Genomic DNA, 23636 nt, shown 5'->3' with positions numbered 1-23636 from the left:
GCGGGCGCCCCGGGCGGTCAGCGCCCCTCGCGCACGTGCTCGGTGGGGTAGACGTCGCGGATGTGCTCGGTGAAGTACCGGCCGGCGCTCTCGGCGCTCCGCAGCGCGCGGTACACGGACGGCGGCACGGCGTAGTAGCGGTACACCTCGCCGCTCGTGAACTGCAGCTCCAGGACGGCGGTGTCCGCGTCGTAGCCCGCGGCAGCGATCGCGGCGGAATCCAGGGGCGTGCGCCTCACGCGGACTCCCCGGACCGCGAATGGGGCAGGATGGCGGCATGGCGACGCGGCTCCTGCTGATCTCCGACACGCACGTGCCGTTGCGCGCCAAGTGCCTGCCCGATGCCGTGTGGGAGGCCGTCGACGCCGCCGACACGGTGATCCACGCCGGGGACTGGGTGGACGTCGCGACGCTCGACGCGCTGCAGGCGCGGGCGGCGCGTCTGGTCGGCGTGTACGGCAACAACGACGGTCCCGCCCTCCGCGCCCGCCTCCCGGAGGTCGCGTCCGTGCGGATCGAGGGCCTCCGCGTCGCGGTCGTGCACGAGACGGGGAGCGCCGCCGGACGGGAGGCCCGCATGGATCGGGCGTTCGCAGGAGACGACAGGCCCGACGTCCTCGTGTTCGGACACAGCCACATCCCGTGGGACAGCGTCACCCCCGGCGGCATCCGCCTGCTCAACCCCGGCTCGCCGACCGACCGGCGGCGTCAGCCGCGGTGCACCCTCATGACGGCCGTCGTCGACGGGGCGGCGCTGCGTGACGTCGCGCTGGTTCCCGTGCTCCGCTGAGCGTGCGCGCACGACGCCTCACACCGTGCGGATCGTGCCGGTCTGCGGGTGCTCGGTCGGCATCCGGTCGCGGTTGTAGGTGATCGACGAGTACCCGTGCGGAGTGGGACGGCCCTCCTCGTCCACGTTCACGAACACGATGCGGTCGATCGTGAGGATCGTGCGCCGTGTGATCATGTTGCGCACCACGGCCCGCATCGTCAGCGACGTGCGACCGAAATGCGTCGCGATGAGACCCATCTCGATCAGGTCGCCCTGCTGCGCCGATGCCTCGAAGTTGATCTCGGAGATGAACTTCGTCACGACGCGGTAGTTGCCGAGCTGGATGATGGCGTAGATCGCCGCCTCCTCGTCGATCCAGCGCAGCAGACTGCCGCCGAACAGCGTGCCGTTGGCGTTCAGATCCTCCGGCTTGACCCACTTGCGGGTGTGGAAGTTGATGCCCATGTCCTCGGTCTGCGCCACGTCTTCCCCTTTCGCTCCTTCCGACGTTAGCCCCAGCGGCTGGGCGGCCGAAGGCGGGATGTCGGCGGGCGTCCCTACGATGGCGGCATGGACACGACGGCGCAGGCGGAACTCATCGTGGCCGACGCGGCCGCCTGGCGCGCGTGGCTCGATGAGAACGAGGACGACTCGGACGGCGTGTGGCTGATCCTCGCGAAGAAGGGGACCACGACGCCCACGTCCCTGACGTACGCGCAGGCGCTCGACGAGGCGCTGTGCAGCGGCTGGATCGACGGACAGAAGCGCAGCGTCGATGCACACGTGTTCTCCCAGCGCTTCACGCCCCGTCGCCGGGCGTCGCTCTGGTCGCAGCGCAACATCGGGATCGTCGAGCGGCTCACCGCGGAGGGGCGGATGCGTCCGCGCGGCCAGGCGGAGATCGACCGTGCCAAGGCGGACGGGCGGTGGGAGCGCGCCTACGCGGGAGCGGCGACGGCGCAGGTGCCCGACGACCTGGCCGCCGCGCTCGCCGCCGCCCCCGGCGCCGCGGAGGCGTTCGCCGCGCTCGACTCGCAGAACCGCTACGCCGTCCTCCACAGGGTGCTGACGGCCGCCACCGCGACGACCAGGGCGAACCGGATCGCCAAGGCGGTCGCGATGCTGACGAGCGGCGGCGTGCCGCACCCCCGCTGACCTCCTCACCGCTCAGAGGTCGGCGCGCTCGGTGATCCGGCCCTCCGGGTCGAGACCGATGACGACGTCGATGCCGAGCCGGCGGAGGAACGCGTCGTCGTGACTGACGACGAGCAGCGCGCCGCGATACCCGTCGAGCGCCTCGGCGAGCTGCTCGACGCTCGAGATGTCGAGGTTGTTCGTCGGCTCGTCCAGCACGAGCAGCTGAGCGGGCGGATCGGCGAGCAGCAGCCGGGAGAGCGCCACCCGGAAGCGTTCTCCGCCCGAGAGCGTCGCGACCGGCCGGTCGAGCGCGCTGCCGCGCAGCAGCAGGCGCGCGAGCTGGTTCCGGATCTCGCCCGGGGGAGTGCCCGGGGCCACGTGTCGCACGTTCTCGACCGCGCTGGCCGCGTCGTCCAGGTCGTCGAGCCGCTGCCGCAGATAGCCGACGCGATCCGTGTGCAGTGTCCCGCGCGCGCGTCCGGCCCGTGGGGCGCCACCCCCGACGAGCTGCTCGAGCAGCGTCGTCTTGCCCGACCCGTTCGGGCCTACGAGCGCGACGCGCTCCGGTCCCTGGATCGTGACCGTGCGCGACCCGTCAGACAGCTCGGCGATCCGCCGGCCGCGCGGAACGTCGGGGTCCGGCAGCGACAGATGGATGTGCTCGTCCGCGCGCACACGGGCGTCGGCCGCGTCGAGCGCCGCCTGTGCGGCCTGCACCCTGTCGTCGAGCGCGCCGCGCAACGAGCCCGCCGACACCTGCGCGCGGCGCGCGAGACCGCCCGCGACGATCCGCGGGATGTCGGCTGCCGCCTTCTTCCCTGCGCGGGCCCGCGCCGCGATCTTGGCCTCGGCCTCGACGCGCTGTCGCTTCTCGACCTTGAGCGCCTGCTGGGCCGAGCGCGCCGCCTGGGCGGCGGCCGCCTGCTCCTGCTCCCGGTGGACGCTGAACGCGCTGTACGGTCCGCCGAACACCTCGAGGTGACCGTCGTGCAGCTCGGCGGTGTGCTCCATCCGTTCGAGCAGTTCCAGGTCGTGGCTGACGACGACGAGGGTGCCGGGCCAGCGGTCGATGAAAGCCGCCAGCGCATCGCGCGTCGGCCGGTCCAGGTTGTTGGTCGGCTCGTCCAGCAGCGTGATCGGCGTGCGGCGCAGGCGCAGCCCGGTGATGGCGACGAGCATCGTCTCTCCGCCGGAGAGCGCGTCGACGCGACGGCCCAGGTCGGCGGCGGAGAACCCGATCTCGTGCAGGGCTTGGTCGGCGCGCGCCTCGATGTCCCAATCGTCGCCGACCGCGTCGAAGTGCCGTTCGTCGACGTCGCCCGACTCGATGGCGCGGAGCGCGCTGAGCGCGGGCGCGACGCCGAGGAGGTCGGCGATCGTGGCGTGCCTGGTCAGCGTCAGCGTCTGCGGGAGGTGGCCGACCTCGCCGGTGGCCTCGATGCGCCCGCGGGTGGGGGACAGCCGTCCCGCGATCAGGCGGAGCAGGGTCGACTTGCCGGTGCCGTTGCGACCGACGAGGCCCGTGCGGCCGACGGGGAACGTGCCGTTCAGCCCGTCGAGCACGACGGTGCCGTCGGGCCACTCGAATGTGACGTCGTGGAGGGCGACGGAAACAGGGATGGGCATGGGGGACCTCTCGCATGGGTGCGGTCCGGTGGGCCCGGGGCGACGCGGCTTCTCGACGACGCGGAAGCGTCGGAGGAGGGCGGGATCCGATCGAATCGCCGAGCGCGGCGGGGTCACCGGGGCCGGAGGGCCGGAATCGGTGCGTCTGGAACGCGAGCGCGAGCGGCGCGGAGCGCGGCCGCGTGCTGTTCCGCGGTCAGATCCTCATGTGCTTCACGGTATCACCCGCGCGCGCCCGGTCGCAGGCGGCCGTCGCGCAATATGCGGTCACACGGGTGCGCGGCGCGCGGCGGCCGTCTAGCGTGGAGACATCGCGGCGATCCGGGTGGTCCCGGGCCCCGGGTCATACCGGAGGCGTAGCGGGTTCGACTCCCGCCGTCGCGTCCACTCCCGTCTCAGGCGGCGTCCTCGGCGTCGGCGGCATCGTCCAGGTAGCGGGTCAGCGCGGCCACCGCCTCGCGCCCGGCGCGATTGGCCCCGACGGTGGACTGCGAGGGACCGTAGCCGATCAGGTGTACGCGCGGCTCGCCGCGCACCTGCGTGCCGCGCATCGCGATGCCGCCCTCGTCGTTGCGCAGGTAGAGCGGGTCGAGGTGGCGCAGGTCGGCGCGGAAGCCCGTGGCCCAGAGGATCGCGTCGAGGGGAGTGAGGCGCCCATCCGGCTCGCGGACGCCGTCCGGCTCGATGTGTATGAACATCGGGCGGCGCACGAGCACCCCGCGGTCCCGCGCCGCGCGGGCATACGACGTCCACGCGAGCCCCGTGTAGCCGACGATGCTGCCCGGCGCCCGACCCGCCTCGACGTCGGCGGTGACCCGCTCAATCGTCGCCCGGCCGGTGGTCTCCGGCTCGAACTCGCCCTCGATGAAGACCGGCTCGCGCCGCGTGTACCAGCGGACGTCCGCGACGCGGGAGATCTCCTCAAGGAGCTGCACCGCCGAGATGCCGCCGCCCACCACCGCGACGCGCTGCCCGGCGAACTCCTCCAGCGCGACGTAGTCGCGCGCGTGCAGCTGGCGACCGCGGAACGTGTCCGCTCCGGGGAAGGAGGGCAGCAGCGGGTTGTCCCAGGTGCCGGTCGCGTTCACGACGGCACGGGTCCGCCACGTGCCGTCGTCGGTGTCCACGACCAGATCGCCCGTCTCCTCGTCGTCCGCGTAGTCGACGCTCGTGACGCGCACCGGTCGGAGGATCGGGAACCGGTTCACCCGCTCGAACTCGGCGAAGTAGCGCGGCACCGCATCGCGACTGGGCTCGCGCGGATCCATGTCGGGCCTCGGCAGCCCGGGCAGGCCGAAGATGCCGTTCACGGTCGCGATGCGCAGCGACTCCCACCGGTGCTGCCACGCGCCGCCCGGCGCGCGGTTCGCATCCAGCACCACGTACGTCCGCGCGTCCGGCGCGGCGCCGCCGTCGATTGCGCTCGCGAACCCGCGGCGCTGCAGGTGGTACGCGGCGGACAGCCCGGCCTGGCCCGCGCCGATCACGACGACGGTCGCGGCACGCGCTGATTGCTCCACGCGCAGTGCAACCGAGCCCCGCCCGCGCGCATTCCGGCGAGACGCGGGCGAGGCGGCGCGTCGGATGAGGGTTCAGCGGGGAGCCGGGACGTCCGACAGCCGCGAGATCAGGGCCACGGCGTCGTGCGGGGCGTGGCCGCGCGCGTCGTTGTCGAAATACACGTAGACGTCTCGCGGCCTGCCGTCCGCGGAGCCGGTGCCCTCCGCCCAGGCACGCGCCCGGGCGGCCCATTCGTCCAGTTCCTCCGCGGTGTACCCGCTCGCGTACAGCTCCTGCGCGCCGTGCAGGCGCACGTAGACGAAATCGGATCCGGTCGCCTCGAAGCGCGGCCAGCGGGATGCCGTGTCGGCCACGGTGAGGGCGACCGCGTGTCTGCGCAGCAGCGGGCCGAGCGCGGGATCGCGGAAGGTCTCCGAGCGGGGCTCGATCGCGTGGCGCAGGGGCCGGTCCTCGTCCACCTCGAGCCACGAGCGGCCGTCCATGCGCGCGTCGTGGTGACGCGCCTGGTCCGCGGCGGCGGTCGTCGAGCGAGGCAGTGCGTTCAGGAACGCGTCGAGCTCGTCCGCGTCGAAGCGGTGTCTCTCGGGCAGCTGCCACAGGACGGGCCCGAGCTTCGGGCCGAGGGCCAGTGGCCCCGAGGCGAAGAAGTTGGCGAGCGCGGTGGCCGCGTTCCGCAGGCGCAGCATGTGGGTGATGTACCGCGGGCCCTTGACGGCGAACACGAAGTCGTCGGGCACGCTGTCCCGCCAGCGCGCGTAGCTTTCGGGACGCTGCAGCGAGTAGAACGAGCCGTTGATCTCCGCGGTGGGCATGCGCTCGCCGATGTACTCGAGCTCCCGGCGTTGAACGAGGCCGCGGGGATAGAAGTCCCCGCGCCAGCCGGCATAGCGCCAGCCGGAGACGCCGACGCGCACGCGTCCCGGGCGCGCGCCGGCGTCTCCGGCCGAGGTCACCGCTCGTCGGCCCAGCGCAGCAGGGCCACCGGCGCGGCGGCGGGCCCGGCCGGGCGCGCCTCGTCGTCGGCGAGCACCTCGTCCAGCACCAGCACGCGCGCGCCGCTCAGCACGGCGGCGCGCGCGAGCGCCTCGGCGACCGGCACCCGGCCGAGCGGCGTCGCGCCGAGCGCGTCGCCGTCGCCCGTGCCCGCCCACGGCGGCGCGTCGAGGGCCTCGAGCGTCTCGTCCGCCGACAGCAGCCGCTCATCGAGCAGCAGCGTGTCCACGCGCGCCTGCTGCAGCGCCTCGAGCACGGGGGTCATGCCGTACGCACCCGCCGCCCCCTCATTGGCGGCCGCGCGGTCGCGGATGTCGGAGAGCTCTGCCTCCAGGCGGGCGTCCACCGCGGCGGCGATCGCCTCGTGCAGGGCGGTGTCGTCCGACCCCTCCGCCTTGGTGTGCGACTCGACCTCCACGACGAGGTCCCGGCCGGCGGGCGCGATCCGCTCGTGCAGCAGCTGGCGCGCCCGCACGTCGCCGGCGAGCACGACGAAGCGAGGATGCTGCTCCCGCACGATCCGGTCGACCGCCTCGGCCACCTCCGACTGGTTCTGCTCCCAGATGTCCTCGGAGTGGGCCTGGTAACGGCGGTGCGACCAGCCGCCCGCCTGCACCTTGTTGAGGCTGTCGGTACGGCCCTCGACCTCCTCAGCGTGCGTGGCGCCCGCCCGATGGGCGGTCTGCAGGCGCAGCAGCGCTCCTTCCCGCCCCGTCTCTACGACGAGGTAGGGGATCGCCGCAGCACGATGGCGCAGGACGGGGAGGATTCGCGGCACGGCGCCGTGATCGACGACCTCGGGCCCGAGGCGCCTGCCGGTGAACGGCTCGTCCAGGACCACCCGACCGTCCCGGACGAGGAGGCACCGGAGGGACGGGCTCGGCAGACGCTGCCCCTCCTCGAGCGCGTCCGCGACGGCCCGGACATCCGCTTCCGGAGCCCCGGCGGCGTGCAGCCGATCGAGCACCGACCGCCGCAGGGCGTCCTCCTCCGATTGGGGCCGTCCACCGCGCCCGTCCGTGTACACGGACGTCCACGGGCCGGGCTGGGCGAGCAGGGTCGACAGGTCGCCGTCAGCCATCCGCGTCGTCTCCCTTCACGTCGTCCCCGCGCGGGGGCTGTGAGTCCTCGAGTGTCTCGGAGCCGGCGGGCACGTCGTGCCGGAACGCCCGCTCCACGTCGGGGGCATCGGTGTCGTCGGGCAGAGGCTCCGCCTCGCGGAAGGGCTCCGCGTGCGGAGCGCCGTGGCCCTGCACCATGCCCCGCGTCTCCTGCTCGAGCTGTTCGTCCATCCGAGGGCCGTGTGTGGCATTGCCTCGCTGGCTGTCGCTCATGTCCTTCTCCCTTCGGGTCCGGTCCTCCGACGCTAGGCGGGGATCCGCGCGGTCCGAACAGGGTTGACGATGACGGGGCGGGTGGGTATCCCGGTCGGACCGCGCGCGGCCACCGGCATCCCACCGGCACCCGCGGGAACAGGGGCGTGGAACGATGGGACGATGCGTTCCGCCAGCACCGCCAACCTCAGCCGGGAGGAGACCGCCGCGCGCTCGGCCGCCGTCACGCTCCGCGACGTCCGTGTCGAGCTGGACCTGACCGGCGCTCCCGACCCCTCGCGCACCGGTTTCGCGACCACCACGACGCTCGCGTTCGACGCCACCACGCCACAGACGTGGATCGACTTCATCGGCGAGGAGGTGCGGAGCCTGCGGGTGAACGGCGTGGACAGCCCGGTGCGCTGGGACGGCGCGCGCATCGAGGTCGCGGGGCTCGAGGCGCGCAACGAGGTCGTCGTCGAGGCCGTGGGCGCGTACAGCCGGTCGGGCGAGGGGCTGCACCGGTTCCGCGATCCGGTGGACGGCGAGACGTACCTGTACACCCAGTACGAGCCGGCTGACGCCCGGCGCGTCATGGCGTGCTTCGAGCAGCCCGACATGAAGGCCCGCTACACGTTCGTCGTGCACGCGCCGGCCGGATGGCACGTGCTCTCGAACCAGGCCGCCGTGCGTCGCGAGGCGAACGGGAAGGCGCGGCGGATCGAGTTCGCCGCCACGCTGCCGCTGTCGAGCTACATCACGGCCGTGGCAGCGGGGCCGTACCACCGCGTCGCGGGCACCTGGGCGCGCGACGGGCTGACGGTGCCGCTCGGCGCGTACTGCCGCGCGTCGCTCGCGTCGCACTTCGACGCCGACGAGATCCTCGAGATCACGCGGCAGGGGCTCGACTTCTTCCACGACGCGTTCGCGTTCCCGTACCCGTGGTCCACCTACGACCAGGTGTTCGTGCCCGAGTACAACCTCGGCGCGATGGAGAACCCGGGCCTGGTGACGTTCACCGAGGCGTACGTCTTTCGCGGGGCCGCGACGGAGGCGCAGCGCGAGGCGCGCGCGAACACGATCCTGCACGAGATGGCCCACATGTGGTTCGGCGATCTCGTCACGATGCGGTGGTGGGACGACCTGTGGCTGAAGGAGTCGTTCGCCGACTACATGGGCGCGCACGCGTCCGCCGCGGCCACGCGGTTCGCGGATGCGTGGGTCTCGTTCGCGGCTCGGCGCAAGGCCTGGGCCTACCAGCAGGACCAGCTGCCGACGACGCATCCGATCGTCGCGGACATCCCGGACCTGGAGGCCGCCAAGCTCAACTTCGACGGCATCACGTACGCCAAGGGCGCGTCGGTGCTCAAGCAGCTCGTCGCGTACGTGGGGCAGGAGGCGTTCTTCGAGGGCGCCCGGCGCTACTTCGCGGACCATGCCTACGGCAACACGACGCTCGACGATCTGCTCGGGGCGCTCGAGGCCACGTCCGGCCGCGATCTGCGCGCCTGGTCCCGCGCGTGGCTCGAGACCTCCGGGATGTCGACCCTGTGGATCGAACGGAGCGACGCGGGCACGGTGCTCGCGCAGACGGATCCGAGGCCGCACCGCCTGGCGATCGGCTGCTACGCGCTCGCCGGGGATCGCCTCGAGCGCACGGCGCTCCTGGAGGCCGACATCAGGGACGAGCGGACCTCGCTGGAGCTGCCGGACGCCGACCTCGTGCTGATCAACGACCTCGACCTGACGTACGCCAAGGCCCGGCTCGACGCCCGCTCGCTGGACGCCGTGGAGACCGCGCTCTCGGGGCTGGCCGACCCGCTCGCACGCGGGCTGGTGTGGTCGGCGCTGTGGAACGCCACGCGCGACGGCGAGCTGCCGGCGCGTCGATACCTCGCCATCGCCCGGCGCCACACCGGGGTCGAGCGCCACGTCGGCCTGCTCGCGGGGGTGATCGCGAACGCGGCGTTCGCGATCGAGCACTACGTGGCCCGGGATGCCCGCGACGGCGAGCGCCGCACCTGGCTGCAGACCGTGTGGGACGAACTGCACGCCGCCGAGCCGGGCAGCGGGGCTCAGCTGCAGTGGGCACGCGCGCTCGCCGCAGCCGCGTCCGTCGACGATGCGCGGGCGAGCGAGCTCCGGGTGATCCTGGAGGGCACCGCGCCCGTCCCGCACGGGCTACCGCTCGACCCCGACCTGCGCTGGGCGTGGCTCGCCGCGCTCTCCGCGACGGGGCACGCCGGCGAGGCGGACGCCGACGCCGAGCTGCGGCGCGACGACACGGCGACGGGGCGGACCGCGTGGATCCGGGTGCGCGCCGCACGCCCCGATCCGTCCGTGCGGGCGGCGGCGTGGGACGCGGCCTGGAACGACCACTCGCTCACCAACGACCACCTCGACGCCACGATCGCCGGCTTCCGCGCGGGTGCCCGCCGCGACCTCGTCGCGCCGTTCGATGCCGAGTACTTCGCGCGCATCCGCGCGGCCTGGTCCGAGCGCAGCATCGAGATCGCGCGCCGGCTGGTGACCGGGCTGTTCCCCGCCTCCGACTCGCTCGATCCCGTCGACGCGTGGCTGGAGGCGAACGACGACGCCCCGGCCGCCCTGCGCCGCCTCGTCATCGAGCAGCGCGACCACCTCGCCCGCGACCTGCGCGTGCGCGCGGCGCAGGACTCGCGGCGATCTACATCCGGAGGATGACTCGTCTCGGCGCACGGGAGGATGTGCGCCGAGGGCAGGAGGAGAAGGCTGGATGCATGATTCCAGACGCATCCGAACCTCTTCTGTCCGCCTCCGCGCTCGTGAAGTCGTACGGGTCGACGCGGGCGCTCGACGGCGTCGACCTGGCGGTGCATCCGGGTGAGGCGGTCGCCATCATGGGCGCCTCGGGATCGGGCAAGACGACGCTGCTGCACGTGCTCGCCGGCATCCTCGCGCCCGACCAGGGCACCGTGTCGCTCCGGACACGGTCCGGGCTCGTGCGCGTCGACGGGCTCGGCGAGCGGGAGCGCTCGCGTCTGCGGCGCGAGGAACTGGGCTTCGTGTTCCAGCAGGGACTGCTCGTCCCCGAGCTCACCGCCGTCGAGAACGTGGCCCTGCCGTTGCTGCTGACCGGGCACGCGCGTGACGCCGCCGAAGCCCATGCCGCGCGCTGGCTTGCCGCGCTCGGACTCGCGGGGATGGAGGGGCGCCGCATCGGACAGCTCTCCGGCGGTCAGGCGCAGCGCGTCGCGATCGCCCGCGCCCAGGTCACGGGCGCGCGACTGGTCTTCGCCGACGAGCCCACCGGCGCGCTCGACTCCACCACGTCGGACGAGGTCATGCACGCGCTGCTCGATTCGACGCTGAGTCAGGGGCACGCGCTGGTCGTCGTCACGCATGACCCGCAGGTCGCGGCGCGCTGCACCCGCACGATCCGGATGAGCGACGGACGCATCGTGCCGGCCTCGCACGTGCCGACCGCAGCGGCGGTCGCGGGGGAGGCGCGATGACCGCCGCCGCGCGGATCGCACCGCCGCCTGCGCTGCCGGCGGCCTCGGGCCGCGCGCCCGTCGCACGGCTGACCTGGATGCTCGCCCGGCCCGGCGCACAGACGACCGCGCCGCTGATACTCCCGGCACTCGCATTCGCCGTGACGACCGCGCTGCTGCTGACGGTGCTGGGCGGCGTGCTGATGTTCTGGAGCTGGGAGCCGGACGCGCAGGGGTTCACGGGACTGTACCAGTCGCTCAGCCTCCTCGCCCTCGCGATCCTGGCCGTCCCGCTCATCTCGCTCGGCGGGGCGGCCGCGCGCCTGTCCGCGCGCCGCCGGGACGACCGGCTGTCGACCCTGCGCCTGCTCGGCGCCACCCCGTCGACCGTGGCGGGCATGACGGTGCTCGAGTCGACAGCGGTCGCCGTGGTCGGCGCGATCAGCGGCGCAGCGCTCTACGCGCTGCTGATGCCGGTCGTCGGCCTCGTTCCGTTCGCCGGATCGCCGATCGGGGCGACTGCCCTCTGGGTCGGGCTTCCCGCGGTCGGCGGAACGATCGCCGGGATCGCGCTCGTCGCCGCCCTCAGCGCCGCCGTCGGGCTGCGTCAGGTCGTCGTGTCGCCGCTGGGCGTGCGGACGCGCCAGACCGCCCCGCGCCTGCACTGGCTGCGGCCCGTGATCGCCGTCGCCGCCATCGGTGCAGGCTTCCTGGCGCTGAACCTGCTCAACGCGCTCCCCGGCCTGGCGATCGTCGTCGCGGTGATCGTCGGAACGTTCGCGGCGGGGATCGCCGTGCTGAACCTGGTGGGGCCGTGGCTCATCGGCGCCTTCGCGCGCGCTCAGGCCAAGCGCGCGCGCACCGCGCCGCGCCTGGTCGCTGCCCGTACGGTGCTGGAGTCTCCCAAGGCCGCGTGGCGTCAGGTCGGCGGCGTCGCGATGACCAGCTTCGTCGCCGTCGTCGGGGGCACGGGGATGGCCCTCGCGGCGGGGGAAGCCGATCCCGCGACGGCCATCATGATGGCCGACATCCGCACCGGCATCCTGCTCACGCTGCTGGTGTCGTTCGTCATGGTCGCGTGCTCGGTCGGAGTGAACCAGGCCGCGTCGATCCTCGACCGGCGTGCGCTGTACGTCGGCCTCGACCGGATCGGGATGCCGCGGGAGGCGATGGAGGCCGCGCGCACCCGGGCCACGATGACGCCCCTGCTGTTCACCGTGGTCGTATCGGCGCTCACGGCGGGCGTCCTGGTCTTCCCCCTCGTGGGCATCGCACTGATCATGGCGCCGGTCTCGGTGCTCGTCATCGCCCTCTGCCTCCTCGGTGGGGTCGGCCTGGTGTGGCTCGCGCTGCGGGCCACGCGTCCCGTGCTCACCCGCGTGCTCGCACAGCCCGATCGCGCGGAGTGACCCCCGCCCCGCTCACAGGCCGGGTGGCGCTCAGGAGGCGACGACGCGGCGCAGAGAGCCGAGCCGGCTGAGCGTGCGCGCGAGGTCGAGCGGGGGATGCGGTGCGTCCGCGAGCGCTGTGGGCTCGCCGGCGGCGTGGAACTCGACCCGCACCCCTCGGTCCGCGGCGACGTCGACGAGATTGGCGAGGCGCTGCGCGGGCGCCGCTGCGAGCGACTCGAGCGGCGGCACAGCCGTGATCAGCCACTGCGAGCGCAGCCGGGCGAGCGCCGCGTACTCCCGCGCGCTGAGCGGTTCGCTGCACAGATCGTCGAACGTGGCGTGCAGCTCATGCTCGGACAGGGCCCGCGCGGTCACGTCGCGCTCGGCGACGCGGAGCACGACGCCATCGCCGGAGCGGCCGGGCGCTGCCCCGGTCACCCAGGCTCCCGCCGCGAATCCGCGGTCGTGGCTTGCGTGCGCGCGATGGTCGCGGGGACCGTCGACGACGATCACATCGAACCGGTCGCGGATCTCCGCGATCGCCGGCTCGAACGTGGCGTGGAAGAGCGGATGCCGCAGAAGCTGCTCCGGTGCGTAGTTCGACGTGACGGCCATCGCGACCGGGCGGGCGGCGAGGGCCGCGAGCAGGCGTCGGATGAGCACCCCGTCGGCCACGTCGTGCACGTGGAACTCGTCGAAGCACAGCAGCTCGACGTGCCCGTCGCCGTCGGGGGATCGCAGCAGCTCGTCGAGGGCCGCGTTCAGGTCGTGCCGGTGCCGGAAGATCGCGGCGTGCAGCTCGGGGAAGAAATCGTGGAAGTGGATCCGGCGTTTGCGGGCGGTGGGCGCGGCCGCGAAGGCCGCATCCATGAGCCAGGTCTTGCCGCGGCCCGCGGGTCCGTGCAGGTACACGTGCCGTCGCGCGGGCCTCAGCATCCGTGGGACGGCGGCGCGTTGCGCGGCATCCAGCGCGATGCCCTGTGCGCGGGCGGCGGCCTCGATCGCGGCCTCCGTGACCCCGCGGAACACCTGGGCAGCTGCGGTGTCGCGGGCGCGGGCGGTGGTGGGCATCGAGGGACAGTCTGCCCCACGGAGGCCGAGGGACGGCCGTAGGCTCGACGGCATGGGGGAGACGACATACCGCCGATTGAACGCGCGGGTCACCGGGATCGCGATCGCCGCTGCGTTGGGCGGCTTCCTGTTCGGCTTCGATACGGCCGTCATCAACGGCGCCGTGGATGCGCTCGCGGGGGACTTCGCGCTCGACGGCGCGCTCACGGGCTTCGCCGTGTCGAGCGCGCTGCTGGGATGCGCGGTGGGCGCGTGGTTCGCGGGGGCGATGGCCAATCGCTGGGGGCGCGTGCCGGTCATGCTCGTCGCCGCCGGGCTGTTCCTCGTCTCGTCGATCGGATCCGGATTCGCGTTCGGCGTGATCGACCTCATCGTCTGGCGGGTCGTCGGCGGCCTGGGCGTGGGTGCCGCGTCGGTCATCGCGCCTGCCTACATCGCCGAGGTGTCGCCCGCGCGCATCCGCGGTCGGCTGGGATCGCTGCAGCAGCTCGCCATCGTGACGGGCATCTTCGTCGCGCTGCTCTCGAACGCGCTGCTGGCCGGGATCTCGGGCGGCGCCGCGGAGGTGCTCTGGTTCGGCCTGCCCGCTTGGCGCTGGATGTTCATGATCGAGGCGATCCCCGCAATCGTGTACGGCGTCATGTCGCTGCGGCTGCCGGAATCGCCCCGCTACCTCGTGCTGCGCGGGCGGTACGACAAGGCGTCGCAGGTGCTGCTCGACTTCACGGGCTCCCAGGACGTCAACCTGAAGATCCAGCAGATCCGGGACTCCCTCGAGACCGAGCGCCGGCAGTCGCTGCGCGACATCCTCGGCCCGGCGCTCGGGCTGAAGCCGATCGTGTGGGTCGGCATCCTGCTGTCGGTGTTCCAGCAGTTCGTGGGCATCAACGTGATCTTCTACTACTCGACGACGCTGTGGCGGTCGGTCGGCTTCGACGAGTCGAGCGCGCTGCTGACATCCGTGATCACGTCGGTCACCAACATCCTCGTCACGATCGTGGCGATCGTGCTGGTCGACCGTGTCGGGCGGCGCCTCATGCTGCTCGTCGGATCCGTCATCATGACCGTCGCGCTCGGCACGATGGCCGTGGCCTTCTCCTTCGCGGAGCTCGTGACGGCCGAGGACGGCTCGACCACGGCGAATCTCGAGGCACCGTGGTCGGTCATCGCCCTGGTCGCCGCGAACCTGTTCGTCGTCGGGTTCGGCGCGACGTGGGGGCCGATCGTGTGGGTGCTGCTGGGCGAGATGTTCCCGAACCGGATCCGCGCGAGCGCGCTCGCAGTGGCGGCTGCGGCCCAGTGGGTGGCCAACTTCGTGATCTCGACGACGTTCCCGGTCCTGAGCGAGATCGGCCTGTCGTTCGCGTACGGGATCTACGCGGTGTGTGCCGCGGCGTCGTTCGTGTTCGTGCTGTGGAAGGTGCGGGAGACGAAGGGCATGGAGCTGGAGGACATGCGCAGCTGAGGCGCTCCCGCTCGGTGGCGGCAGCGCTCCGGCCATGCGGGGGTGTCGCTCGGACGATGGCGTGACCGGGCGCTTAGGCTCGGTACGCCATGATCCGGTTCGAACACGTCACAAAGCGATACCGGGGGACCGCGAAACCCGCCCTCGACGACGTCGACTTCGAGGTGCAGCGCGGTGAGTTCGTGTTCCTCGTGGGCGCGTCCGGGTCGGGCAAGTCCTCCTGCCTGCGGCTGATCCTGCGCGAGGATCTCCCGAGCGAGGGCCGCATCGTGGTCCTCGGGCGCGACACGAAGTCGCTGTCGAACCGCCGCACGCCGTACTTCCGCCGGCACATCGGGTCGGTGTTCCAGGACTTCCGGCTGCTGCCGTCGAAGACCGTCTTCCAGAACGTCGCATTCACGCTGCAGGTGATCGGATCCTCCCGCGCTTTCGTCAAGCAGGCGGTCCCGGAGGCGCTCGAGCTCGTGGGGCTCGCCGGCATGGCGAAGCGGATGCCGCACGAGCTGTCCGGCGGCGAGCAGCAGCGCGTCGCGATCGCGCGCGCCCTCGTCAACCGGCCGCAGGTGCTCCTCGCCGACGAGCCGACCGGCAACCTCGACCCGGCGACCTCGGTCGACATCATGCAGCTCCTCGCGCGGATCAACGCCTCGGGCACCACGATCCTGTGCGCGACGCACGAGGCGAACTTCGTGGACCAGATGCAGCGCCGCGTCATCGAGCTCAAGCACGGCCAGCTCGTGCGCGACGAGCGTCACGGCGGCTACGGCGACCGCTCGGGCATCAAGACGCTCGAGCCCCAGGTCGAGCGGGGAGCCGCGGCGGTCGCCGCACTCACGGCCGTGCTCGAGCTGCAGCGCGAGGTGAGCGGCAACGCGACCGGAGCCGTTCCGACCCCCGCGCGCGAGGGGGCGCCCGCTTCGCCCGCGCCGGCGGCCGAGCCCACCGGTTCCCCGCAGCCCTCCGAGCCCACGGCTCCCACGGCGCCCGAGCCGGTCCCTGCCGCACAGGACGATCCTCGTCCCGAGCCGCCGACAGCGGCCGTGCCGCGCCCCGACGTCGACGTCGCGGAGCTCGGCATGGCGGATCGGTTGGGGCTGCGGAGCAACGACGACGAGGTGGGCCCGACATCATGAGGGTGGGATTGATCCTCGCGGAGGTGCTCAACGGCCTGCGACGCAACGCGTCCATGGTCGTCTCGGTCGTGCTGGTCACGTTCGTCTCGCTCACCTTCGTGGGCGCCGCGATCCTGATGCAGGCCCAGATCGGCACCATGCGCGACTATTTCCAGGACCGGGCGCAGGTCGACGTCTACATGTGCTCGTCCATCTCCGTGACCGAGACCTGCACGGGCGGCGTGGCCAACGAGGACCAGATCGCGGCGGTGGAGGCCGAGCTGGAGGGCCCGACGCTGTCGCCGCTCATCCAGCACTTCTCGTACGAGTCGCAGGCGGAGGCGTACGAGTCGCTGCTCGCCAACTTCGGCGAGGACTACGCGCGCCTGCTCACCGAGGAGCAGACCAGCGCCATCTTCCACATCAATCTGCTGGATCCGACCCAGTCGGACGTCATCGTGGAGGCCTTCGCGGGCGTGGACGGCGTCGAGGAGGTGTCGGACCAGCTCGAGTACCTCGATCCGCTCTTCTCCGCGCTCACGATCGCCACGTACGTCGCGGTCGGCATCGCCGGACTCATGCTCATCTCGGCGGTGCTGCTGATCTCCACGACCATCCGCCTGTCGGCCTACGCCCGCCGCCGCGAGGTCGGCATCATGCGGCTCGTGGGCGCCTCCAACCGCTTCATCCAGACGCCGTTCATCCTGGAGGGCGTCGTGGCATCGCTCATCGGATCGCTCCTCGCCAGCGGCGCGGTGCTCGCCGGGGTCAGGTTCGGTGTCGAGGGCTACCTCAGCCAGGGCATGGCGACGATCCCCTGGGTCGGCATGCGCGAGGCCTTCCTCGTGGTGCCCGTGGTCATCGCGATCGGCGTGGCCCTCGCGGCGCTGTCCGCGGGCTTCGCGATCCGGCGCTGGCTGCGGGCGTAGCCCCCTGCTGCCCCCGCGGTCGCAGGAGGAGCCGCGCGCCGGGAGGCGGTAGGGTGGAAGGCTGTCCCGCGCGAGACGGGACCCGTTCGCAACAGAGGGAGGTGAGCACATGCCCAGGGAGAAGGGCGAGAAGGTCATCGCGACCAACCGTCGCGCTCGGCACGAGTACTCGATCGAGAAGACGTACGAGGCGGGGCTCGTGCTCACCGGCACCGAGGTGAAGTCGTTGCGGCAGGGCCGTGCGAACCTGTCGGACGGGTACGCGTACGTCGACGGGGGAGAGGCGTGGCTCGACGCCGTGCACATCCCCGAGTACTCGCAGGGCACGTGGACCAACCACTCCTCGAAGCGCACGCGCAAGCTGCTGCTCCACAAGGACGAGATCGTGCGGCTCAGCCACGCCGTCTCCGCCGGCGGGTACACGCTCGTGCCGCTCCGGCTGTACTTCCTCGACGGGCGGGCGAAGGTCGAGATCGCCGTCGCCAAGGGAAAGCGCGAGTTCGACAAGCGCCAGACCCTCCGCGAGCGGCAGGACAAGCGCGAGGCCGAGCGGGCCATGCGCACCCGCAATCGCCTGGGCGAGTAGTTCTCCACAGCCGCGCCCGAGCGCAGCCTCCCCGTGCCTATCCTGGCCGCGAAAGGGGGCGGGCGTGGCCGGGATGGGGGCGGGCGAGGCGATCGTGGCGACCGCGCATGCCGCGTTCCTCGTCGTGGGCCTCGTGCTCATCCGCGTCGACATCCTCGAGCATCGCCTGCCGGACCGGATCGTGCTGCCCTCGGCGATCGGGCTGACCGCGCTGCTGGCGGTGGCGGCCGCGATGGCGGGGGACCTGCAGCCGGCGGGGCGGGCGGCGCTCGGCGGGCTGACGCTCATGGGGCTCTATCTCGCGCTGCGCGCCGCGCACCCGGCCGGTCTCGGCGGCGGAGACGTCAAGCTCGCGGCGCTGGTCGGGGTGTTCCTCGGCTGGCACGGATGGATGCCGCTCGTCGTCGGAGCGGGGGCGGCGTTCGTGCTCGGTGCGGCGTTCGCGACGGTCATGATGCTCGCCGGGAGGGCCGGGCGGGACACGCACATCGCCTTCGGCCCGTGGATGATCGTGGGAGCTTGGGCGGCGCTGCTGGTCACCTGAGCGTCCGCCGCAGGGTGGGGCCGGCGTCCATGTCAAGCGACTGCGGGCGGACGGGGCGCTTCGCTAGCCTTGCGGCATGGCGGGCATCATGGCGCGGGTGAAGGTGCTGATCGCGTGGGCGCTCGCCCGCAAGCCGGTGCGGGCCTTCTTGCTGTACGCCGAGCAGAAGGGCCCGCTGCTCGCCTCGAGCGTGACCTACCGCGCGCTGTTCTCGATCTTCGCGGGCGTCCTGCTGGGCTTCTCGGTCGCGGCGATCTGGCTCGCGGGCCGTCCGGAGCTGTGGCAGGCGCTCATCGACGCGGTCGACAACGTCGTCCCCGGCCTGATCGGCGGGGAAGACGGGATCATCCGCCCCGGAGACCTGGACCAGCCCGCGAGCTTCACCATCGCCGGTCTCGCATCGCTCGTCGCCCTCATCATCGCCGCGATCGGGGTGATCGGGGTGCTGCGCCAGGCGATCCGCATGATGGCCGGCACGACGCACGAGAGCGTCCCCGGGGTCCTGCTGATCCTGCGCGACCTGCTGTTCGCCGTGATCATGGGAGCGGTGCTCCTGGCCGCAGCGGTGACGAGCTTCCTCGGCTCCGCCTTCGTCGGCACCGTGCTGGGATGGATCGGCGCCGACGACGGCGGGTTCGCCCCGATCGCGACGCGGATGGTGACCGTGCTGGTGACGTTCGTGCTCGACGCGGTGCTCATCGCGCTGCTGTTCCGCATGCTGTCGGGGCTGCGCCCGTCCGCGCGCTCGCTGTGGAGCGGCGCGGTGATCGGCGGCATCGGACTGACCGTGCTGCAGCAGCTGTCGGGCCTGTTCGTCGGGGGTGCGACGAACAACCCGCTGCTGGCGTCGTTCGCGTCGCTCATCGCGCTGCTGCTGTGGGTGAACCTGTCGGCGCAGGTGATCCTCATCGCGTGCGCGTACATCATCGTCGGCGTGGAGGAGGAGCAGGATCGCGTGCGGGCGCGCTTCGCGGCCGAGACGTTCGCGCAGCGCCGCGTGCGGCGTGCCGAGCGCGAGGTCCAGCTCGCCGTCGACGCCCTGCGCGAGGCGCGCGAGGCGGAGGACGAGGAACGGGCGAAGGACCAGGAGCAGATCCGGGAGAGCCGGAGCTGACCGCATACCGCGATCCGGACGCTCGCGCCAGCCCCCGGGCCGCACCGTGCCGCGACGGGAGACCCGGCTTATGGTGGGGTCATGGCCATCGCACGACTGCACGGCGGACCCCTCGACGGTCAGGTCCTGCCCCTGGAATCGCCCGAGCTCGATCAGCTGATCCTGCCCTATTCGGACGGACAGATCATCTATGATCGCGAGGGCGCTCCCGCCCACACCGGCGAATCCGACGGCCCGACGGAGGTCTCCTTCCGCTACGCCGGTGAGGAGAACGACATCGGCATCGGCGACGACCGCCACCCCGGCGCGTGAGCGCGCCGGACCGCGGCCGCGAGCCTTCGCGCTTCGTCGAGATCGAGCGCAAGTTCGACGTCGACGCGGGGGCACCGGTGCCCACGTGGACCGAGGTCCCCGGCGTCGCCTCCGTCAGCGCGGGGGAGCGGCGGCACCTCGACGCGCTGTATCTGGACACCGAGGACCTGGCTCTCGCGCGCGCGGGCGTCGCCCTGCGCCGGCGCACCGGCGGCCCCGACGCGGGTTGGCACATCAAGGGGCCCCTGATCGACGGGGCCCGCACGGAGCTGGGGTGGCCGCTGGGTGAGTCGGACGAACCGCCCGCGGCCGTGCTCGCCGAGATCGCGCCCTGGACGACCGCGCCGCTCGCGCCGCTTGCGCGCATCGTCAATGACCGCACGGCCTACGAGCTCCTCGACGCCGACGGTGCCGTGCTCGCGGAGTTCGTCGACGATCACGTGCGCACCAGTGATCTGCGCCAGGGCACGGAGCGCGAATGGCACGAGTGGGAGGTCGAGCTCGGCCCCGCCGCGCCCTCCGACGCCGCCGATCGCGAGACTTTCTTCACCGCTGTGGCCGACGCGGCCTTCGCCGCCGGAGCCCGCCCCGCGCTCTCCGCGTCCAAGCTCGCCCGCGCCCTCGGCCACTGAGGGCCCCCGCTCGTTGAGCGGAGCCGCGCAGCGGCGGAGTCGAAACGGGTTGAGCGAAGCGGCGCAGCCGCGGAGTCGAGACCGAGGCCGCGCCACGCGCCACAACACCGGCAGACGACGAAGGCCCCCGGAACGGATCCGGGGGCCTTCTCGTGCGCGGGGCGACTCACATGTTGATCATGTGGCCGGCGAGGCCGTGGAAGCCCTCCTGCAGCGCCTCCGACAGGGTCGGGTGCGTGTGGATGTTGCGGGCGGCCTCGAGCGCCGTGAGGTCCCACTTCTGCGCGAGCGTGAGCTCGGGCAGCAGTTCCGAGACGTCCGGGCCGATGAGGTGGCCACCGATGAGCTCGAGGTGCTCGGCGTCGGCGATGAGCTTGACGAAGCCGACCGGCTCGCCCAGGCCGTTCGCCTTGCCGTTCGCGCTGAACGGGAACTTCGCGACCTTGATCTCGCGGCCCTCGGCGCGCGCCTGCTCCTCCGTGAGGCCGAAGCTGGCGACCTGCGGCGAGCAGAACGTCGCGCGCGGCATCATGCGGTAGTCGCCCAGCGTCATGGTCTCGGCCTTGCCGATCGTCTCGGCGGCGACCACGGCCTGCGCCTCGGCCACGTGGGCCAGCTGCAGCTTCGCGGTCACGTCGCCGATGGCGTAGATGCCCTCGACGTTCGTGCGCATGTGGTCGTCGATCTCGATCGCGCCGCGGTCGGTGAGCTTGACGCCCGTCTTGTCGAGGCCGAAGCCCTCGACGTTCGGCGCGAATCCGACCGACATGAGCACCTTGCCGGCCTCGATCGATCCGGACTGGCCGTCCTTCGCCGAGTACTCGACCGTGACGGATGAGCCGTTGTCGGTGATCTTCTCGACCTTGGTGGAGGTGAGGATGTCGATGCCGTACTTCTTGTACTGCCTCTGGATCTCCTTGGAGACCTCGGCGTCCTCGTTCGGCAGGGCGCGGTCAAGGAACTCGATGATCGTGACCTTGACGCCGTAGTTCGACAGGACGTAGCCGAATTCCATGCCGATCGCGCCGGCGCCCACGATCACGATCGACTCGGGCAGCTCGCGCGAGAGGATCTGCTCCTCGTACGTCACGACGTTGTCGCTCAGCTCGACGCCCGGCAGCAGGCGCACCTTCGAACCGGTCGCGATGATCGCGTTGTCGAACGTGATCTCCTCGGCCGAGCCGTCCGCCTTGGCCACCGAGATGGCCTTCGGGCCCGTGAAGGTGCCGCGGCCCTCGTACTCGGTGACCTTGTTCTTCTTCATCAGGAAGTGGATGCCCTTGACGTGCGTCTCGGCCACCTTGCGGCTGCGGTCGAACGCCGCGCCGAAGTCGAAGTGCACATCGCCGGAGATGCCGTAGAAGTCCGCCTTGTGGGTGAACGTGTGGGCGATCTCGGCGTTCTTGAGGAGGGACTTCGACGGAATGCACCCGACGTTCAGGCAGACCCCGCCCCAGTACTTCTCTTCGATGATCGCGACACTGAGCCCGAGCTGCGAGCTGCGCACGGCGGCGACGTAACCGCCGGGACCCGCGCCGAGGATGACGACGTCGTAATGAGCCATGCCCTCAGCCTATCGCCCGGTGGGGTCCGCGGAGTCGTCGCGCGCGCCCGGTCGTCCGCGACGGACGAGCAGCGCGATGAGGGTTCCGACGATCGCGAGGGCGACGATCCCGAGCAGGATCCACGGGAGCGCGTCGCCACCCGCAGCGTCGTCCGCGTCCCCGTCAGGAGCGGGCGTCTCCGCATCGGGCGCGGGGGTGGCGGGGGTCTCCGGCTGGTCGGTGGCCGCGGGCTCCTCGGTGGCGGGAGTCGTGGGGGCCGACGGCTCCTCTGCCGGGGGAGCGACCGCCTCGAGGGAGAAGGAGAACGTGCCGTCCGTCGGATGCCCATCGCTCGACACGACGCGCCAGTTGACCGTGTATTCGCCCGTCTCGGTCGGCGCGGCGACCGCTTGCGTCACGACGGCCCCGTCGACCTCGGCCGAGCCCTCGGAGAGGTTCTCGCCGGAGGGGGACAGCACGTCCACCACGGTCTCGTCGCCGCCCATCGTGATGAGCGCCGCGGAGAACGACAGCGTCACGGCCTCGGGCATCGCCGTCACCGAGGAGCCCTCGGCGGGATCCGAACTGATGAGGGTGTCATGCGCGGCGGCCGGGGAGGCCAGCGCGAGGGACGCGACGACCGCGGCAGCGGCCGCGGGCGCGAGCAGGCGGGACAGTCTGGGGAAGCGTGCGGAAGCCATGGCCCCGAACCTACCGCCGAACACCTGAGCGTGACCCCGCAGGGGGATGCCGGGATGCCGGATCGGCGCTCGCGCCGGGATGCGGATCGGCTAGGCTGGGGGGAGAAGGAGGGTGACGTGTCAGAGACCAACCGTGCCGGTTCGCCGATCCATCGTGACGGCGACACCACGCGTTTCGGCCACGACGGCTCGGGTGACTCGACCCAGACGTTCGGACATGACTCGGACCTGTCCTTCGTGCCGTTCCGGGGAGAGCTCAACGCGACCGAGCGGGACGCGATCGGTGCGCTCCCGTCGGGATCCGCGCTGCTGCTCGTCCGCTCCGGCCCGACCGCGGGTGCGCGCTACCTCCTCGACTCCGACGTGACCACGGCCGGGCGGCACCCCGAGGCCGACATCTTCTTCGACGACGTGACGGTGTCGCGTCGTCACGCGGAGATCACGCGGCACAAGACGTCCTTCGAGATCGTCGACCAGCGCTCGCTCAACGGAACGTACGTCAACGGCGAACGGGTCGACCGCGCGGTGCTGACGGACGGCGCCGAGGTGCGGATCGGCAAGTTCCGCCTCAACTTCTTCGCCTCGCCCCTCGACCGGACGGAGCAGGGCGGCTGATGGCGGCGGCCGCCGCCCGCGAGCCTTCTTCCGATCGGAAAGCGCCCGCGGGGCTGCTGAGCATCGGTCAGGTGCTCGCCAAGCTCACTCCAGAGTTCCCGGCGCTGACCTCCAGCAAGCTCCGCTTCCTCGAAGTGCAGGGAATCGTCCGACCGCAGCGCACGGCAGCGGGGTACCGCAAGTTCGCCCCCGCAGACCTCGAGCGTCTGCGCCTGGCGCTCACGCTGCAACGCGACCACTACCTGCCGCTCGTCGTGATCCGCGAGTACCTCGACGACATCGACGCCGGGCGCTCGCCCGCGACCCCGCAGGTGCCGCCGCCCTCGATCCATCCCGCCGTCCGTCGTCACAGCCGCCAGGAGCTGCTGACCGCCTCGGGCGCGGGACCGCAGCTGCTCAACGACGCCGTCAGCACGGGACTGCTGAAGCCCGCCGATCACTACGACGACCACGCGCTGGCGCTCATGCGGGCGCTCGTGGCGCTCGAGCGCCACGGCATCGAGCCGCGCCACGTGCGCGGCCTGCGGCAGAGCGCTGAGCGCGACGTCGCGCTCGTCGAGTCGGCGCTGTCTGCGCTGCTCAAGCGACCCGACGCGACGTCGCGGGCCAAGGCGAGCGAGCTCGCGCCCGAGGTCGCGGCGCGGCTCGAAGACCTCCGCGCGATCTTCATCAAGGACGCGCTGGGGCGCCTCCTGCCGTAGCATTGATCTCCCGTTGGTAACGCTTGAGCGACACGCCGCGGGCGATCCGCGGATGTCGTTGCCGGTGCTCGGGGGCTCCCATAC

The 23636-nt window shown here is 72.2% G+C and carries 25 protein-coding genes; 15 read left to right on the top strand and 10 right to left on the bottom strand.

Annotated elements, in window-relative coordinates; translation table 11 throughout:
- Positions 1-17: 17 nt before the first annotated feature.
- Positions 18-239: a KTSC domain-containing protein gene (locus tag IEX37_RS06440; RefSeq protein ID WP_188755401.1), complete on the bottom strand. Its 222-nt coding sequence runs from the start codon at positions 237-239 to the stop codon at positions 18-20.
- Between the two features lie 38 nt (positions 240-277).
- Between IEX37_RS06440 and IEX37_RS06435 the strand changes: the two genes are divergently transcribed.
- Positions 278-790: a metallophosphoesterase family protein gene (locus tag IEX37_RS06435; RefSeq protein WP_188755400.1), complete on the top strand. Its 513-nt coding sequence runs from the start codon at positions 278-280 to the stop codon at positions 788-790.
- Positions 791-808: 18 nt separating this feature from the next.
- Here the strand turns inward: IEX37_RS06435 and IEX37_RS06430 are convergent, their stop codons facing one another.
- Entirely contained in the window at positions 809-1237 is a 429-nt protein-coding gene (locus tag IEX37_RS06430) for an acyl-CoA thioesterase (protein WP_188755449.1), read from the bottom strand.
- A 105-nt stretch (positions 1238-1342) separates the two neighbouring features.
- Between IEX37_RS06430 and IEX37_RS06425 the strand changes: the two genes are divergently transcribed.
- On the top strand, positions 1343-1927 hold the full coding sequence (locus IEX37_RS06425; protein ID WP_188755399.1) for a YdeI/OmpD-associated family protein: 585 nt from the start codon (positions 1343-1345) through the stop codon (positions 1925-1927).
- 12 nt (positions 1928-1939) lie between these two features.
- Here IEX37_RS06425 and IEX37_RS06420 read toward each other — a convergent pair whose 3' ends face one another.
- The 5 genes from IEX37_RS06420 to IEX37_RS06400 form a co-directional block, all read right to left on the bottom strand.
- Entirely contained in the window at positions 1940-3535 is a 1596-nt protein-coding gene (locus tag IEX37_RS06420; protein WP_188755398.1) for an ABC-F family ATP-binding cassette domain-containing protein, read from the bottom strand.
- 395 nt (positions 3536-3930) lie between these two features.
- Complete coding sequence (locus IEX37_RS06415; protein ID WP_188755397.1) at positions 3931-5055, bottom strand: NAD(P)-binding domain-containing protein; 1125 nt, start codon at positions 5053-5055, stop codon at positions 3931-3933.
- A gap of 72 nt (positions 5056-5127) precedes the next feature.
- Positions 5128-6009, bottom strand: a complete 882-nt coding sequence (locus IEX37_RS06410; protein ID WP_229663113.1) for a DUF72 domain-containing protein — start codon at positions 6007-6009, stop codon at positions 5128-5130.
- Positions 6006-7130 (bottom strand): baeRF2 domain-containing protein, encoded by a 1125-nt coding sequence (locus tag IEX37_RS06405; RefSeq protein WP_188755396.1) that lies wholly within the window; start codon positions 7128-7130, stop codon positions 6006-6008. The genes IEX37_RS06410 and IEX37_RS06405 overlap by 4 nt, the downstream gene beginning before the upstream one ends.
- Positions 7123-7383: a hypothetical protein gene (locus tag IEX37_RS06400; RefSeq protein WP_188755395.1), complete on the bottom strand. Its 261-nt coding sequence runs from the start codon at positions 7381-7383 to the stop codon at positions 7123-7125. The genes IEX37_RS06405 and IEX37_RS06400 overlap by 8 nt, the downstream gene beginning before the upstream one ends.
- Before the next feature lie 162 nt (positions 7384-7545).
- Here IEX37_RS06400 and pepN point away from each other — a divergent pair, with 162 nt between their 5' ends.
- The 3 genes from pepN to IEX37_RS06385 are packed head-to-tail and all read left to right on the top strand — an operon-like array spanning position 7546 to position 12244.
- Complete coding sequence (gene pepN / locus IEX37_RS06395) at positions 7546-10065, top strand: aminopeptidase N (protein ID WP_188755394.1); 2520 nt, start codon at positions 7546-7548, stop codon at positions 10063-10065.
- 56 nt (positions 10066-10121) lie between these two features.
- The gene (locus tag IEX37_RS06390; RefSeq protein ID WP_188755393.1) at positions 10122-10856 is read left to right on the top strand and encodes an ABC transporter ATP-binding protein; all 735 of its coding nucleotides are present in this window, start codon (positions 10122-10124) and stop codon (positions 10854-10856) included.
- Complete coding sequence (locus IEX37_RS06385; RefSeq protein ID WP_229663112.1) at positions 10853-12244, top strand: FtsX-like permease family protein; 1392 nt, start codon at positions 10853-10855, stop codon at positions 12242-12244. The genes IEX37_RS06390 and IEX37_RS06385 overlap by 4 nt, the downstream gene beginning before the upstream one ends.
- 30 nt (positions 12245-12274) lie before the next feature.
- Here IEX37_RS06385 and zapE read toward each other — a convergent pair whose 3' ends face one another.
- A complete protein-coding gene (gene zapE / locus IEX37_RS06380; RefSeq protein WP_188755392.1) occupies positions 12275-13297 on the bottom strand; it encodes a cell division protein ZapE in 1023 nt (340 codons plus the stop codon).
- A gap of 52 nt (positions 13298-13349) precedes the next feature.
- On the opposite strand from zapE, the gene IEX37_RS06375 reads away from it, so the two are divergent.
- The 8 genes from IEX37_RS06375 to IEX37_RS06340 all read left to right on the top strand — a co-directional run bounded on the left by IEX37_RS06375 (position 13350) and on the right by IEX37_RS06340 (position 19991).
- Complete coding sequence (locus tag IEX37_RS06375) at positions 13350-14762, top strand: sugar porter family MFS transporter (protein ID WP_188755391.1); 1413 nt, start codon at positions 13350-13352, stop codon at positions 14760-14762.
- An 89-nt stretch (positions 14763-14851) separates the two neighbouring features.
- Complete coding sequence (ftsE, locus tag IEX37_RS06370) at positions 14852-15895, top strand: cell division ATP-binding protein FtsE (RefSeq protein ID WP_188755390.1); 1044 nt, start codon at positions 14852-14854, stop codon at positions 15893-15895.
- A complete protein-coding gene (gene ftsX / locus IEX37_RS06365) occupies positions 15892-16803 on the top strand; it encodes a permease-like cell division protein FtsX (RefSeq protein WP_188755389.1) in 912 nt (303 codons plus the stop codon). The genes ftsE and ftsX overlap by 4 nt, the downstream gene beginning before the upstream one ends.
- A gap of 109 nt (positions 16804-16912) precedes the next feature.
- Complete coding sequence (gene smpB, locus IEX37_RS06360) at positions 16913-17389, top strand: SsrA-binding protein SmpB (RefSeq protein ID WP_188755388.1); 477 nt, start codon at positions 16913-16915, stop codon at positions 17387-17389.
- Between the two features lie 73 nt (positions 17390-17462).
- Positions 17463-17933, top strand: coding sequence for a prepilin peptidase (locus IEX37_RS06355; protein WP_188755446.1), 471 nt, complete (start codon positions 17463-17465; stop codon positions 17931-17933).
- Between the two features lie 76 nt (positions 17934-18009).
- On the top strand, positions 18010-19047 hold the full coding sequence (locus IEX37_RS06350; protein ID WP_188755387.1) for a YihY/virulence factor BrkB family protein: 1038 nt from the start codon (positions 18010-18012) through the stop codon (positions 19045-19047).
- 81 nt (positions 19048-19128) lie between these two features.
- Positions 19129-19359: a response regulator gene (locus tag IEX37_RS06345; protein ID WP_188755386.1), complete on the top strand. Its 231-nt coding sequence runs from the start codon at positions 19129-19131 to the stop codon at positions 19357-19359.
- Positions 19356-19991, top strand: a complete 636-nt coding sequence (locus IEX37_RS06340; protein ID WP_188755385.1) for a CYTH domain-containing protein — start codon at positions 19356-19358, stop codon at positions 19989-19991. The genes IEX37_RS06345 and IEX37_RS06340 overlap by 4 nt, the downstream gene beginning before the upstream one ends.
- A 166-nt stretch (positions 19992-20157) precedes the next feature.
- Here IEX37_RS06340 and lpdA read toward each other — a convergent pair whose 3' ends face one another.
- Positions 20158-21555: a dihydrolipoyl dehydrogenase gene (gene lpdA, locus IEX37_RS06335; protein WP_188755384.1), complete on the bottom strand. Its 1398-nt coding sequence runs from the start codon at positions 21553-21555 to the stop codon at positions 20158-20160.
- A 9-nt stretch (positions 21556-21564) separates the two neighbouring features.
- Positions 21565-22236 carry a copper resistance CopC family protein gene (locus IEX37_RS06330; RefSeq protein WP_188755383.1) on the bottom strand — a complete coding sequence of 224 codons (672 nt, stop codon included), beginning with the start codon at positions 22234-22236 and terminating at the stop codon, positions 21565-21567.
- A 117-nt stretch (positions 22237-22353) separates the two neighbouring features.
- On the opposite strand from IEX37_RS06330, the gene IEX37_RS06325 reads away from it, so the two are divergent.
- A complete protein-coding gene (locus IEX37_RS06325) occupies positions 22354-22851 on the top strand; it encodes an FHA domain-containing protein (protein ID WP_373286252.1) in 498 nt (165 codons plus the stop codon).
- Entirely contained in the window at positions 22851-23552 is a 702-nt protein-coding gene (gene ftsR / locus IEX37_RS06320; RefSeq protein WP_188755382.1) for a transcriptional regulator FtsR, read from the top strand. Before IEX37_RS06325 ends, ftsR begins: the two co-directional genes overlap by 1 nt.
- The last annotated feature ends 84 nt before the right edge of the window (positions 23553-23636 follow it).

The sequence above is a fragment of the Microbacterium album genome (assembly GCF_014643695.1).
GTDB lineage: Bacteria > Actinomycetota > Actinomycetes > Actinomycetales > Microbacteriaceae > Microbacterium > Microbacterium album.
Note: the sequence above shows the minus strand (reverse complement) of the source record. Positions and strands in the feature narration are given on the sequence as shown.